Here is a 13717-nt window from a genome sequence, read left to right as displayed (position 1 = left end):
CGAGGCTCCCGCATGGCCCGCATCATCGCCATCGCCAACCAGAAAGGCGGCGTCGGCAAGACCACCACGGCGGTCAACCTGGCGGCGGCTCTTGCGCGCCAGCCGCAGCGCGTGCTGCTGGTGGACCTGGATTCGCAGGGCAACGCGACGATGGGCAGCGGCATCGACAAGCGCGAGCTGGCCGCGTCCACCTGCGACGTGCTGCTGGGCGAAAGCAGCGCCGCGCAGATCCGGGTGACCGCGCCGGAAGGCTTCGACCTGCTGCCCGGCAACATCGACCTGACCGCCGCCGAGATCCAGCTGATGGACCAGCCGGCGCGCGAGCAGCGGCTGAAGACCGCGCTGGCGCCGCTGCGCGAGGAGTACGACTTCATCCTGATCGACTGCCCGCCGGCGCTGTCGCTGCTGACCCTGAACGCGCTGACCGCCGCCGACTCGATCATCGTGCCGATGCAGTGCGAGTACTACGCGCTGGAAGGGCTGACCGCGCTGCTGGAGACCATCGAGGCGTTGCGCGCCAACCTCAATCCGACGCTGGAGATCGAGGGCGTGCTGCGCACCATGTTCGACGTGCGCAACAACCTGGCCAACGCGGTGTCGGCGGAGCTGACCAACCATTTCGGCGACAAGGTGTTCCGCACCATCGTGCCGCGCAACGTGCGCCTGGCCGAGGCGCCCAGCCATGGCCAGAGCATCGTCGGCTACGACCGCACCTCGCGGGGCGGTGTGGCCTACCTGGGCCTGGCCGGCGAGATCGTGCGCCGTCGCAACGAACGCAACAGGCCCGCCCCGGCCATGGAGAGCTACTGATGACCGCCAAGCCCCCCGCCCTCGGAGCGAAGAAGCGCGGCCTGGGCCGTGGCCTGGAAGCGCTGCTGGGACCGAAGGGTGGCACTACGGCCGCGCCGGCGCCCGACGCCGCAGCGCAGCCGGGCGAGAGCCTGCGCCAGTTGCCGGTCGGGCAGCTGCAGCCGGGCAAGTACCAGCCGCGCCAGGAAATGGACGAGGGCAAGCTGCAGGAGCTGGCCGAGTCGATCAAGGCGCAGGGCGTGATCCAGCCGATCGTCGCCCGCGAACTGGCGCCGGGCAAGTTCGAGATCGTCGCCGGCGAACGCCGCTGGCGCGCCTCGCAGCTGGCCGGGCTGAGCGAAGTGCCGGTGGTGGTGCGCGAGCTCGACGATCGCACCGTCATCGCCATGGCGCTGATCGAGAACATCCAGCGCGAGGACCTCAATCCGCTCGAAGAAGCGCAGGCGCTGCAGCGGCTGATCGACGAATTCGCGCTGACCCACGCCGAGGCCGCCGAAGCGGTGGGCCGCTCGCGCGCCTCGGTGTCCAACCTGCTGCGCCTGCTGGAGCTGCCGCCGGCGATCCGTGCGCTGCTCGAGGCCGGGCGCCTGGAAATGGGCCATGCGCGCGCGCTGCTGACGCTGTCGCCGGACCTGGCCAGCCGCCTGGCCTCCGACGCCGCCGACCAGGGTTGGTCGGTGCGCGAGGTCGAGCACCGCGCGCAGCAGTTCGCCGCCGGCAAGGTGCCCAGCAACCGCAAGGCCAAGCCCGGCCGCGTCGCGCCGCAGGCCGACATCGCCTCGCTGGAGACCGAGCTGTCCGAATCGCTGGGCACCAAGGTCGCCATCGCCCACGGCCGCGGCGGCAAGGGCAAGCTGGTGATCCACTACACCGACCTGGACACGCTCGACGGCGTGCTGGAGCGGCTGCGCGGCAAGGTCGGCTGAGCCGCCGCCGCTCCGCATGACGTCCGCCCTGGTCCCCGCAATCGCGCAAGGCGCCCGCCGATGACGGTGCTGGTCACCGGCGCGGCCGGCTTCGTCGGCGCCTATACCTGCCGTGCGCTGGCAGCGCGCGGTGAGACGGTGGTGGGGCTGGACAATTACAACGACTACTACGACCCGCAGCTCAAGCGCGACCGCGTCGCCGCGCTGTGCCCGCAGGTCGATATCCGCCGGCTCGACCTCACCGACCGTGATGGCCTGACCGCGCTGTTCGACGAGATCCGCCCCGAGCGCGTGGTGCACCTGGCCGCGCAGGCGGGCGTGCGCTATTCGCTGCAGAACCCGTACGCCTACGTCGACAGCAACCTGGTCGGCTTCGTCAACGTGCTGGAGCTGTGCCGGCACCGCGGCGTGCAGCACCTGGCCTATGCCTCAAGCAGTTCGGTGTACGGCGATTCGGCGACGCCGCCGTTTTCCGAAGACCAGCGCATCGACCAGCCGCGCTCGCTGTACGCGGCGACCAAGGCCGCCAACGAGCTGATGGCCTATACCTATGCGCAGCTGTACGGCCTGCGCGCCACCGGCCTGCGCTTCTTCACCGTGTACGGCCCGTGGGGCCGGCCGGACATGGCGCCGCTGCTGTTCAGCCGCGCGGTGCTGGCCGGGCGCCCGATCGAGGTGTTCAACCACGGCCGCATGCGCCGCGACTTCACCTTCGTCGCCGATATCGTCGCCGGCGTGCTCGGCGCGCTCGACCACCCGTCCGCGGACGCGGTGCCGCACCGTGTGTTCAACCTGGGCAACCACACCCCGGTCGAACTGGAGCGCTTCATCGGCGTGATCGAGGCCGCCGCCGGCCGCGCCGCCGAGAAGGTGTACAAGCCGATGCAGCCGGGCGACATGGTGGAGACGATGGCCGATACTGCGCGCGCCCACGCTGCGTTCGGCTTCGATCCGAGCACCCCGATCGAGGTCGGGCTGCCGCAGGTGGTGCAGTGGTGCCGCGAGTATTTCGGCGCCGCGGCCTGAACCTTCAGCCCCGGGTCACCGGCCCGGGGCACAATGCGCGGTCTTTTTGCGTCGTTGTCGCCGTTCCCCGCGTTTTCCCATTGCGTTGCCGTCGAGCCTAATCGAGCCATGAACCAGCCTTCCCTTTCCGTCGTCGTCCCGGTGTTCAACGAGCGCGACAACGTGCCGCCGCTGGTGGCCGAGATCGTCGCTGCGCTGCGCGGCGTGACCGACTTCGAGATCGTCTACGTCGACGACCATTCGCGCGACGACACCCTTGCGGTGCTGGACGGGCTGAAGGCGAGCACGCCGGAGCTGCGGGTGCTGCACCACGTCACCCAGAGCGGGCAGAGCACCGCGGTGCGCAACGGGGTCAAGGCGGCGCGCGGCGCATGGATCGCCACCCTCGACGGCGACGGCCAGAACGACCCGGCCGACATCCCCAAGCTGCTGACCGCGCGCGCTGCCGCTACCGCGCAGGTCAAGCTGTTCGCCGGCTGGCGCGTGTCGCGGCAGGACTCGGGCAGCAAGCGCTGGGCCTCCAAGTGGGCCAATGCGATCCGCGCGCGCATGCTGCGCGACGACACCCCCGACACCGGCTGCGGCATCAAGCTGTTCGAACGCGAGGCGTTCCTGGACCTGCCGTACTTCGACCACATGCACCGCTACCTGCCGGCGCTGATGCAGCGCGCTGGCTGGCAGACCCTGAGCGTGCCGGTGAACCATCGCCACCGCACCTCGGGCGTGTCCAAGTACAACAATCTCAACCGCGCGCTGGTCGGCATCCGCGACCTGCGCGGCGTGGCCTGGCTGATCGCACGCAGTCGCCGCACCGTGGTGCAGGAGCGCTGAGATGGAGTCGCATTTCCTCAACGAACCGATCCAGGCGCTGTACTGGACCGGGCTGCACGTCACCGGCTGGAAGCTGATCGGCTACGTCGGCGCGCTGATGTTCGGCGGCCGCTGGCTGGTCCAGTTCGTCGCCTCCAAGCGCGCCGGCAAGCCGGTGATCCCGCGCCTGTTCTGGTACATGAGCGTGGTCGGCAGCCTGATGACGCTGAGCTACTTCCTGTTCTCGGCCAAGCAGGACTCGGTCGGCGTGCTGCAGAACCTGTTCCCCGCCTTCACCGCGTTCTACAGCCTGTACCTGGACATCAAGCACCGCGGCTGGCACCGGGATCGTGCGTCGCATTGAGGCTGGCGCGGTAGTGCTTCCCAGTTCCGGTGGGGATCTTGTCGCGGCTGAAGCCGCTCCTACAGGGAGCCCTGCTCTTCTGTAGGAGCGGCTTCAGCCGCGACAGAATCTATGGACGCGCGTTCTCACCGATGCGCAGGCAGCCAGATCGCATCCCAATACGGATAATCGCCCAAACGACGGACCAGGCCGGCGCGCAATGGATTGGCCACGATGTAGCGCGCCGCGGTCAGCATGTCGTCCTCGCGCCGCAGCGCGCGATCGTGGAAGCCCGGCGACCACACCCTGCCGCCGCGGCCGCGTGCGCGATTCACCGCATGCGCGCATCGGCCCTTGGCGTGTTGCATCGCTTCTGACAGCGTCGCGCGCGGACCCAGTTCGATCAGGCCGTGCCAATGGTCGGGCATCAATACCCAGCACAGCAGTTGCACCTGCGGCCAGCTGGCGGGCGCGGAAAGGCAGGCAGCCGCTGCACGTGCGCAACGCCAGTCCGAGAACAGCGTTGCGCGTTGGAAGGTCACCACCGTCAACAGATAGGTACGCCCGCCCTCATCATGGCGGCCGCGGCGCAATGCGGCATGTCCTGGAAAATGAGCGAGCGGAGGCATGGCGTGCAGCGTGCCCGCAGGAGCGAGCGACGCCTATCGGCCGAAGTCCGTGCGCCGTGTCGGGAAATGCCCTGCGTCGCGCGGACGGATGCCCGGGATCGCGCGTTGCGTGGAACCAGGACTTCCGGCCCACCCCCTGCCGCACGCGGGATGCGATCATCGGGATCTCGTTCCCACTGCCTGTCGCCGCCCATGCCGATCGCCAAGACCCCGCTGGCCGCTTCCCTGTTGCTCGCGCTCGCATTCGCCACGCCGGCGCTGGCCGCAGCGCCGGCCGTACCGCCGGCGGCGGCCACCGCCTCCGCAGCCGATGCCCGCTTCCAGGCCATCTACGAAAAGGAGTGGAAGTGGCGGCAGGCGCAGGTCGGGCAGGCCGACGAGGACAGCGACAGCAGCGGCGACAACCAGCAGTTGCCCGACGTCGGCGCAGCGGCGCAGGCGGCGCGGCTGAAGGTATGGGACGACGTGCTGCGCCAGCTCAAAGCGATCGACCCGGCGCAGCTGTCGGCCGACAACCAGGTCAACCTGGCGGTGTACCGCCCGCAGATCGAGAACCTCGCCGCCGCGGTGCGCCTGCGTGCCTACGAGATGCCGTTCAACTCCGACAGCTCGTTCTGGTCCGACCTGGGCTTCATGGCGCGGCGCACGCTGCGCACCCCGGCCGAGTACCGTGCCTACATCGCGCGGCTCGACGACGTGCCGCGCTACTTCGGACAGCAGACCGACAACATGCGCGCCGGGCTCAAGCGCGGCTTCAGCGTGCCGCGCGCGGTACTGGAAGGGCGCGACGGTTCGATCGCCAACGTCGCCGAGCTCAAGGATCCCACCGCGGCCGCGCTGTACGCGCCGTTCAAGCAGCTGCCGGCGCAGATCCCGGCCGCCGAGCAGCAGGCGCTGCGCGAGCAGGCGCAGGCGGCGATCCGCGACAAGGTGATCCCGGCGTACGCGCTACTGCTGCGCTTCTATCGCGAAGAGTATGTGCCGCAGGCGCGTACCACGCTTGCCGCCGAAGCGCTGCCCGACGGCAAGGCCTACTACCAGCAGCAGATCCGCGAATACACCACGCTGGAGATGCGCCCCGAGCAGATCCACCAACTGGGCCTGCAGGAAGTGGCGCGGATCCAGAAGGAGATGGACGCGATCATCCAGCAGGTCGGCTTCAAGGCGCCGGCCGGGCAGCAGACCTTCCCTGCGTTCCTGCAGTTCCTGCGCACCGATCCGCAGTTCTACGTCAAGACGCCGCAGGAACTGCTCGATCGCGCGGCGTGGATCGCCAAGCGCGTGGATGGCGAAGTCGGCAAGTTCATCGGCACCTTGCCGCGCGGGCGCTTCACCATCGTGCCGGTGCCGCCGGAGATCGCGCCGTTCTGGACCGCCGGTCGCGGCGGCGTCGGCACCTACTGGCTCAACACCTACAACCTGCCGTCGCGCCCGCTGTACAACCTGCCGGCGCTGACCCTGCACGAATCCTCGCCGGGCCACTCGCTGCAGGGCGCACTGGCCGAAGAGCAGGGCGCGCAGCCGGCATTCCGCCGCGAGAACTACATCTCCGCCTACGGCGAAGGCTGGGCGCTGTACACCGAGAAGCTGGGCAAGGAGATGGGTATCTACGAAACCCCGTACGAGGATTTCGGCCGGCTCAGCTACGAAATGTGGCGCGCCTGCCGGCTGGTGATCGACACCGGCGTGCACCACAAGGGCTGGACCCGCGAGCAGGCACTGGCCTACTTGCGCGAGCACACCGCGCTCAGCGAGCACGAAGTCACCACCGAGGTCGATCGCTACATCTCCTGGCCGGGGCAGGCGCTGAGCTACAAGCTCGGCGAGATCGCCATCGTCAAGCTGCGCGCCGAGGCCGAGCAGGAACTGGGCGCGGACTTCGACATCAAGGCCTTCCACGACGCAGTGCTGAAGCAAGGCTCGGTGCCGCTGCCGGTATTGCAACAGCAGGTGCGCGCGTTCATCGCCGAGAGCAAGCAGCAGGCCGCCGCACGCAAATCCACCGCAACCAAGCCCAAATAACCGCCGCGCGCTCTTCCTTCTCCCACCGGGAGAAGGTGGCGCGAAGCGCCGGATGAGGGTACGACCGCTAGCGAGGCTTTGAGGCGATAGCCGCAATGCCGGATAGAGGTGCGGCAACCAAGGTGCGACCACTACCGAGGACCCGGGGAACCGCCAGTGCGCGAGCGCAAACGAGACGGCGACCGCCAGCGCCGGATCAGGCGACGACCATCGACGCCGCATGAGGCCAAGCCGGTCGCCGCTCGATCCGCTTTCGCCTCGCCTCATCCCCCACCTGCGATTGTGTAACCCCACCCGCATCGCTAGGCTGGCGCCATGTCCATCCGCCGTGCCCGCCTGCTCCACCCCTTGCTGCGCCTGATGGCGCTGGCAATGCTGGCGCTGGGCGTGTTGGTGGCGCCGGTGGCCTGCGCGCTGGGCGATGTGCATGCACTGGCGCACGACCAGGCGCACGTGGACGAAGAAGCGCCGCACCGCGGCGACGGTGATGGCGCCGGCGAACGCGATGGCGCCGGTCTGCTGCATGCGCTGATGCACAGCGGTTACTGCCATGGGCAGAGCCCGGCGCTGCTGTCGTCGCTGATCTGGCAGGGCTTGCCGTTGGCTGTGCAGCCGCGCCCAGCCGCCGCGCACCAGGACTATCGCTCGCACCTGCTGGAAACCCCGCTGCGACCTCCGATCGCGGCTTGATGCACCGCCGGCGCCTGCCGGCCCGTCCATCGATCCCCGAATCCGGAGAAGTCCCATGTGGTTGCGACTGGCGGCTGTTGCCGCCTTCGCGGTCGCGCCCTGCGCGTGGGCGCAGGCCGTGCCGCCCGATGCTGTGCTTACCCTGGACGACGCCTTTGCCCGCGTCGCCCAGACCCATCCCGACCTGCGCCTGGCCGACGGCCAGCGCCGCGTGCTCGCCGCCGAGGCCGAGCGCGACGCGCTGCGTCCGCCGCTGCGGCTGGGCGCCGAGCTTGAGAACGCGTTCGGCAGCGGCGCCGCGCGCGGCCTGGATCAGGCCGAACTGACCGTCACCCTGGCCGGTGTGCTCGAACGCGGCGGCAAGCTCGACGCGCGCCGCACCCTGGCCCAGGCGCGTATCGATGCGCTGGCGCCGCAGCGCGAACTGGCGCGGCTGGACCTGCTCGCCGAGGTCGCGCGCCGCTACCTGGCGATCGCCGCCGCTGCGCAGCGCCAGGCCATCGCCGCCGCCGACCTGGCGCAGCGCCAGCGCACCGTCGCCGCGGCGCGGCAGCGTCTGCAGGCCGGCGCCTCGCCCGAATCGGTGCTGCTGACCGCGCAGGCGCTGCAGGCGCGTGCGGAACTGGACCGCGACCGCGCGCAGCAGGAGCACGCGGCTGCGCGCCGCCACCTGGCGGTGCTGTGGGGCGAACGCGATCCCGGCTTCGCGCAGGTGACCGGCGATCCGCTGGCGTTGCCGGCAATACCGGACTTCGACGTGCTGGCCGCGCTGCTCGATGCCACCCCGGAGCTGGCGCGCTTCGCCGGCGAGGCGCGCGTGCGCGAGGCGCGGCTACGGCTGGCGCGCAGCCAGGCGCGGCCCGACCTGGACTGGCAGTTCGGCGTGCGCCGGCTGCAGGACGGCGACGCCACCGCGCTGGTGGCCGGGATCTCGCTGCCGTTGGGCAGCGCCGCGCGCGCGCAGCCGGAGATCCGCGCCGCCGAGGCCGAGCGCGAGCTGCTCGGCGTGGAGCGCGAAGCGCAGGCGCTGGCGCTGTACTCCACGCTCGCCGACGCGCACGGCCGCTACCGCGCCGCGCAACTGGAAGTGGCGCGCATGCACGACGACGTGCTGCCGAAACTCGCGCGTGCCGAGACCGCCGCCGAGCGCGCCTATCGCGGCGGTGCGATCAGCTATCTGGAGTGGGCGCAGTTGCAGGCGCAGCATGGCGATGCGCGGCGGCAGCAGCTCGCCGCCGCGATCGAGGCGCAGACCGCGCTGATCGAGATCCAGCGCCTGAGCGGGCAACCATTCGTACTCGCGCCCGCGGCGCAGGTGGCGCGATGAGCCGTTCGTTGCCGTTGCGCATCCGCAACGCGTTGGCGTCCGCCGCCGCCGCACCGGCGCACGGATCTTCATTGCCGTGGTCCGCGCGGCACGCCGTCGGCAGCGTCGCGCCTGCCTCGTGCCAGCGGTTGCCGGCCGGCGCGATCATGTTCGCGTTAGCCGCACTACGCCGCGCGCTGCGCCAGCGTCGCGCGCAGCCTGCAGCGCAGGTGCTGTGTGCAATGGCGACGGATTCCAGCCGCTCTGCGGGTACACCGATCGCCAGCGCCGATCGCAAGGATCCGCCGCCTGTTATGCCGCCGCGCGAACCGCGCCACGCGGCGCCGGCGAACGCAATCGCTTCCGACCACCTTCTCCCGACGCCTGGCGCCCGCCGCCGGCGTCTTTCAGGACGCCCTACGATGAAACTCGAATCCGCTGCGGTGATCGCGCCGCTGTTGCTTGGACTGTTGCTCGGCGGTTGCGCCGGCACTGGCGACGACGCCAGCCACGACGAAGCCGAAGGGCATGGCGCAGCCGGCGAAGCCCATGCCGAGGAAGCTCGCAAGGGTGCGCATGGCGGCCGCCTGCTCGAGCAGGATGGCATCGCGGTCGAACTGGCGATCGCCGAGGACGGCACGCCGCCCACCTACCGAGCCTGGCTGTATCGGGACGGTAAGCCGTTGCCGCCAGGCGCCGGCAGCGTCGAGGTGAGGCTCACGCGGCTCGGCGGCGTGGCCGAGACCCACCGTCTGCGCGCGCACGACGACGGCAGCCTGCTGGCCGACAGCGTGGTCGGCGAGCCGCATTCGTTCGACGTGGAAGTGCGCGCCACGGTGCAGGGCAAGGCGCTACGCTGGACCTATCCCAGCTACGAAGGCCGCACCGAGATCGCGGCGAAGATCGCCGCCGATGCGGGCATCCGTGTTGCCCCGGTTGGCCCCGGCAGCATCGCCGACGAGCACGAGGTGCAAGGCCTGCTGACCCCGGCCGAAGGCGCCCAGGCGCAGGCCACCGCGCGCTTCCCCGGCCCGGTGCGCAGCCTGCGCGCCAACGTCGGCGACCGCGTGCGCGCCGGGCAGGCGCTGGCCACGGTGGAGAGCAACCTGAGCCTGACCACCTACACGATCAGCGCGCCGATCGCCGGCACGGTGCTGGCGCGCACGGCCAGCGTCGGCAGCAGCGCCGCCGAGGGCCAGGCGCTGTTCGAGATCGCCGACCTGTCCACGCTGTGGGTGGACCTGCACATCTTCGGCGCCGATGCCGGCCACATCGCCGCCGGCGCGCCGGTGACGGTGACCCGGATCAGCGACGGCACGGTCGCGCAAACCACACTGGAACGCGTGTTGCCGGGCACCGCCACCGCCAGCCAGAGCACGGTGGCGCGCGCGGTGCTGCGCAACGAGGACGGGTTGTGGCGGCCGGGCTCGGCGGTGAAGGCGCGGGTCACGGTGGCGCAGCAGCCGGCCGACCTGGTGGTGCCGGTGACCGCCTTGCAGACATTTCGCGACTGGGACGTGGCGTTCGTGCGCGTGGGCGACACCTATGAAGTGCGACCGCTGCAACTCGGCGCGCGCGATGCGCGCCAGGTGCAGGTGCTGTCCGGGCTGAAGGCGGGCGACCAGGTGGTGGTGGAGCAGAGCTACCTGGTCAAGGCGGACATCGAGAAGTCGGGGGCGTCGCATGATCATTGAGCTGCGCACCGCGCCCCGGCCCCCCTGTAGGAGCGGCTCTACGTGGCCTCGGGCCATCAGCCGCGACAGAAATTCGAACGTAAACGGGATGCCGGCAGATCGGTCGCGGCTGAAGCCGCTCCTACAAAAGAGCGGGGCGCCACGTGTCTGTCCTGAGAACGGAGGCCGCCGCCATGCTCGCTAGCCTGATCCGTTTCGCCATCGCGCAGCGCTGGCTGATGCTGGCGCTGACCGGGGTGCTGATCGCGATCGGCGCGTGGAGTTTCTCGCGCCTGCCGATCGACGCCACGCCGGACATCACCAACGTGCAGGTGCAGGTCAACACCGCCGCGCCCGGCTATTCGCCGCTGGAGGCCGAACAGCGCGTCACCTTCCCGCTGGAGACGGTGCTGGCCGGCTTGCCCGGGCTGGACTCCACGCGCTCGCTGTCGCGCTACGGGCTGTCGCAGGTCACCGTGGTGTTCGCCGACGGCACCGACCTGTACTTCGCGCGCCAGCAGGTGGCCGAGCGCCTGCAGCAGGTGAAGTCGCAGTTGCCGCCGGAACTGGAGCCGCAGCTGGGGCCGATCGCCACCGGCCTGGGCGAGATCTTCATGTACACGGTCGAGGCCAAGCCGAACGCGCGCAAGCCCGATGGCACGGCGTGGACCGCCACCGACCTGCGCACGCTGCAGGACTGGGTGGTGCGGCCGCAGCTGCGCAACGTGCCGGGCGTGACCGAGGTCAACACCATCGGCGGCTATGCGCGGCAGATCCACATCACCCCGGATCCGGCGCGGCTGGTCGCGCTCGGTTTCACCCTGGACGATGTGGCGCGCGCGGTCGAGGCCAACAACCGCAACGTCGGCGCCGGCTACATCGAGCGCAATGGTCAACAGTTCCTGGTGCGGGTGCCGGGGCAGGTCAGCGGCATCGCCGAGATCGGCGCGATCGTGCTGGACCGGCGCGAAGGCGTGCCGATCCGGGTGCGCGACGTGGCCCAGGTCGGCGAAGGTCCGGAACTGCGCACCGGCGCCGCCACCCAGGACGGCAGCGAGGTGGTGCTGGGCACGGTGTTCATGCTGGTCGGCGCCAACAGCCGCGCGGTGGCGCAGGCCTCGGCGGCGCGGCTCGAACAGGCCAACCGCAGCCTGCCGCCGGGCGTGCAGGCGGTACCGGTGTACGACCGCACCGCGCTGGTCGATCGCACCATCGCCACCGTAGCCAGGAACCTGGTCGAAGGCGCGCTGCTGGTGATCGCGGTGCTGTTCCTGCTGCTGGGCAATTTCCGCGCGGCGCTGATCACCGCGGCGGTGATCCCGCTGGCGATGCTGTTCACCCTCACCGGCATGGTTCGCGGCGGCGTGTCCGGCAATCTGATGAGCCTGGGCGCACTGGATTTCGGGCTGATCGTCGATGGCGCGGTGATCATCGTGGAGAACTGCCTGAGCCGCTTCGGCCAGGCGCAGCAGCGCCTGGGCCGGGTGCTCAGCGCCACAGAACGTTTCGAGCTGACCGCGCTGGCCACCGCCGAGGTGATCCGCCCCAGCCTGTTCGGCGTGGGTATCATCGCCGCGGTGTACCTGCCGGTGTTCGCGCTGACCGGCATCGAGGGCAAGATGTTCCACCCGATGGCGATCACCGTGGTGCTGGCGCTGACCGGGGCGATGCTGCTGTCGCTGACGTTCGTGCCGGCGGCGATCGCGTTGATGCTGGGCGGCAAGGTCGCCGAGCACGAGAACCGGGCGATGCGCTGGGCGCGGCAGGCGTACGCGCCATTGCTGGACGGCGCGCTGCGCCACGCGCGTTGGATCGGCGCCGGTGCGCTGGCGCTGGTGCTGCTGTGCGGCGTGCTGGCCACGCGGCTGGGCACCGAGTTCATTCCCAACCTCGACGAAGGCGACATCGCCCTGCACGCGCTGCGCATTCCCGGCACAAGCCTGGAACAGGCGATCGCCATGCAGTCCACGCTGGAGCGGCGGATCAAGCAGTTCCCGGAAGTGGCGCACGTGTTCGGCAAGCTCGGCACCGCCGAGGTCGCCACCGACCCGATGCCGCCGTCGGTGGCCGACACCTTCCTGATCATGAAACCGCGCGCGCAATGGCCCGATCCGCGCAAGCCCAAGGCGCAGTTGCTGGCCGAGATCGAGGCGGCGGTGCAGCAGCTGCCCGGCAACAACTACGAGTTCACCCAGCCGATCCAGATGCGCATGAACGAGCTGATCTCCGGGGTGCGCGCGGACGTGGCGATCAAGCTCTACGGCGACGATCTGGACACGCTGGTGGCGGTCGGCCGGCGCGTCGAGGAGGTCGCCCGCAGCGTGCCCGGCGCGGCCGACGTCAAGCTCGAGCAGGCCACCGGCCTGCCGATGCTGACCGTGCTGCCGGACCGCGCCGCGCTCGCCGGCTACGGACTCAATCCCGGCGTGGTGCAGGACACGGTGGCCGCCGCGGTGGGCGGGCAGGACGCCGGGCAGCTGTTCGAGGGCGACCGCCGCTTCGCCATCGTGGTGCGCCTGCCCGAAGCGCTGCGCCAGGATCCGGCGGCACTGGCCGATCTGCCGATCCCGCTCAGCGGCGACGGCGAACGCGGCGACGCCGACGAGTCCAGCCGCGCGCCCGGCTGGCGCAGCGGCGCGCCGATCACCGTGCCGCTGCGCGAAGTGGCCAAGGTGCAGACGGTGCTGGGGCCGAACCAGATCAACCGCGAGGACGGCAAGCGCCGCATCGTGGTCACCGCCAACGTGCGCGACCGCGACCTCGGCGGTTTCGTCGCCGAACTGCAGCGGCGCGTGCAGGCCGACGTGGAACTGCCCAGCGGTTACTGGATCGGCTACGGCGGCACCTTCGAGCAACTGATCTCGGCCGGGCAGCGCCTGGCCTGGGTGGTGCCGGCCACGCTGCTGCTGATCTTCGCGCTGCTGTATTGGTCGTTCGGGTCGCTGCGCGATGCGGCGATCGTGTTCAGCGGCGTGCCGCTGGCGCTGACCGGCGGCGTGGTCGCGCTGGCGCTGCGCGGCATCCCGCTGTCGATCTCGGCCGGGGTCGGCTTCATCGCGCTGTCCGGGGTGGCGGTGTTGAACGGGCTGGTGATGATCGCCTTCGTGCGCAAGCTGCGCGAGGACGGCCTGCCGCTGGCGCAGGCGCTGCGCGAAGGCGCGCTGGCGCGGTTGCGACCGGTGTTGATGACCGCGCTGGTGGCGGCGCTGGGCTTCGTGCCGATGGCGTTCAACGTCGGCGCCGGCGCGGAGGTGCAGCGGCCGCTGGCCACCGTGGTGATCGGCGGCATCGTCTCGTCCACGCTGCTGACCCTGCTGGTGTTGCCGGTGCTGTACCGCTGGCTGCACCGGCGCGACGCTGCAGCAGCGGCGTCCGCTGTGCATGCAGGCCACCCGTTATGACGGTCCATCAATGTCGGGAGCGACGCGATTTCTTAAATTTTATTAATCCTTCGAATTGATAACATCTATGCTAGGTTTCCC

The 13717-nt window shown here is 70.5% G+C and carries 11 protein-coding genes; 10 read left to right on the top strand and 1 reads right to left on the bottom strand.

Translation table 11 applies throughout. From position 1 onward, the window contains the following. Positions 1-12: 12 nt before the first annotated feature. The 5 genes from HEP73_RS21730 to HEP73_RS21710 all read left to right on the top strand — a co-directional run bounded on the left by HEP73_RS21730 (position 13) and on the right by HEP73_RS21710 (position 3936). Positions 13-810, top strand: coding sequence for a ParA family protein (locus HEP73_RS21730; RefSeq protein ID WP_185814523.1), 798 nt, complete (start codon positions 13-15; stop codon positions 808-810). After that, entirely contained in the window at positions 810-1736 is a 927-nt protein-coding gene (locus HEP73_RS21725; RefSeq protein WP_185821525.1) for a ParB/RepB/Spo0J family partition protein, read from the top strand. Before HEP73_RS21730 ends, HEP73_RS21725 begins: the two co-directional genes overlap by 1 nt. A gap of 60 nt (positions 1737-1796) precedes the next feature. Beyond that, the gene (locus HEP73_RS21720) at positions 1797-2762 is read left to right on the top strand and encodes an NAD-dependent epimerase/dehydratase family protein (protein ID WP_185821524.1); all 966 of its coding nucleotides are present in this window, start codon (positions 1797-1799) and stop codon (positions 2760-2762) included. 108 nt (positions 2763-2870) lie between these two features. Beyond that, on the top strand, positions 2871-3593 hold the full coding sequence (locus HEP73_RS21715; RefSeq protein ID WP_185821523.1) for a glycosyltransferase family 2 protein: 723 nt from the start codon (positions 2871-2873) through the stop codon (positions 3591-3593). Between the two features lies 1 nt (position 3594). After that, complete coding sequence (locus tag HEP73_RS21710) at positions 3595-3936, top strand: lipid-A-disaccharide synthase N-terminal domain-containing protein (RefSeq protein WP_053838122.1); 342 nt, start codon at positions 3595-3597, stop codon at positions 3934-3936. A 125-nt stretch (positions 3937-4061) separates the two neighbouring features. On the opposite strand, the gene HEP73_RS21705 is transcribed toward HEP73_RS21710, so the two are convergent. Beyond that, complete coding sequence (locus HEP73_RS21705; protein WP_255423600.1) at positions 4062-4544, bottom strand: REP-associated tyrosine transposase; 483 nt, start codon at positions 4542-4544, stop codon at positions 4062-4064. Between the two features lie 192 nt (positions 4545-4736). On the opposite strand from HEP73_RS21705, the gene HEP73_RS21700 reads away from it, so the two are divergent. From HEP73_RS21700 to HEP73_RS21680, 5 genes are all read left to right on the top strand, one after another. Beyond that, positions 4737-6566 (top strand): DUF885 domain-containing protein, encoded by a 1830-nt coding sequence (locus HEP73_RS21700; RefSeq protein WP_185821522.1) that lies wholly within the window; start codon positions 4737-4739, stop codon positions 6564-6566. Between the two features lie 315 nt (positions 6567-6881). Further along, on the top strand, positions 6882-7256 hold the full coding sequence (locus HEP73_RS21695; RefSeq protein WP_185821521.1) for a hypothetical protein: 375 nt from the start codon (positions 6882-6884) through the stop codon (positions 7254-7256). 55 nt (positions 7257-7311) lie between these two features. Further along, positions 7312-8583, top strand: a complete 1272-nt coding sequence (locus HEP73_RS21690; protein WP_185821520.1) for a TolC family protein — start codon at positions 7312-7314, stop codon at positions 8581-8583. Between the two features lie 401 nt (positions 8584-8984). After that, positions 8985-10256, top strand: coding sequence for an efflux RND transporter periplasmic adaptor subunit (locus HEP73_RS21685; RefSeq protein ID WP_255423599.1), 1272 nt, complete (start codon positions 8985-8987; stop codon positions 10254-10256). A 173-nt stretch (positions 10257-10429) separates the two neighbouring features. Next, complete coding sequence (locus HEP73_RS21680) at positions 10430-13636, top strand: efflux RND transporter permease subunit (protein WP_185821519.1); 3207 nt, start codon at positions 10430-10432, stop codon at positions 13634-13636. Positions 13637-13717: the final 81 nt, after the last annotated feature.

It is taken from the genome of Xanthomonas sp. GW (assembly GCF_014236815.1).
Classification (GTDB): domain Bacteria; phylum Pseudomonadota; class Gammaproteobacteria; order Xanthomonadales; family Xanthomonadaceae; genus Xanthomonas_A.
Note: the sequence above shows the minus strand (reverse complement) of the source record. Positions and strands in the feature narration are given on the sequence as shown.

What these genes read in the sequence shown, in the direction of transcription:
- HEP73_RS21715 (WP_185821523.1), top strand. Translation starts at nt 2,871, where the DNA reads ATGAACCAGCCTTCCCTTTCCGTCGTCGTCCCGGTGTTCAACGAGCGC.
- HEP73_RS21685 (WP_255423599.1), top strand. Translation starts at nt 8,985, where the DNA reads ATGAAACTCGAATCCGCTGCGGTGATCGCGCCGCTGTTGCTTGGACTG.
- HEP73_RS21700 (WP_185821522.1), top strand. Translation starts at nt 4,737, where the DNA reads ATGCCGATCGCCAAGACCCCGCTGGCCGCTTCCCTGTTGCTCGCGCTC.
- HEP73_RS21680 (WP_185821519.1), top strand. Translation starts at nt 10,430, where the DNA reads ATGCTCGCTAGCCTGATCCGTTTCGCCATCGCGCAGCGCTGGCTGATG.
- HEP73_RS21690 (WP_185821520.1), top strand. Translation starts at nt 7,312, where the DNA reads ATGTGGTTGCGACTGGCGGCTGTTGCCGCCTTCGCGGTCGCGCCCTGC.
- HEP73_RS21710 (WP_053838122.1), top strand. Translation starts at nt 3,595, where the DNA reads ATGGAGTCGCATTTCCTCAACGAACCGATCCAGGCGCTGTACTGGACC.
- HEP73_RS21720 (WP_185821524.1), top strand. Translation starts at nt 1,797, where the DNA reads ATGACGGTGCTGGTCACCGGCGCGGCCGGCTTCGTCGGCGCCTATACC.
- HEP73_RS21705 (WP_255423600.1), bottom strand. Translation starts at nt 4,544, where the DNA reads ATGCCTCCGCTCGCTCATTTTCCAGGACATGCCGCATTGCGCCGCGGC.
- HEP73_RS21725 (WP_185821525.1), top strand. Translation starts at nt 810, where the DNA reads ATGACCGCCAAGCCCCCCGCCCTCGGAGCGAAGAAGCGCGGCCTGGGC.
- HEP73_RS21695 (WP_185821521.1), top strand. Translation starts at nt 6,882, where the DNA reads ATGTCCATCCGCCGTGCCCGCCTGCTCCACCCCTTGCTGCGCCTGATG.
- HEP73_RS21730 (WP_185814523.1), top strand. Translation starts at nt 13, where the DNA reads ATGGCCCGCATCATCGCCATCGCCAACCAGAAAGGCGGCGTCGGCAAG.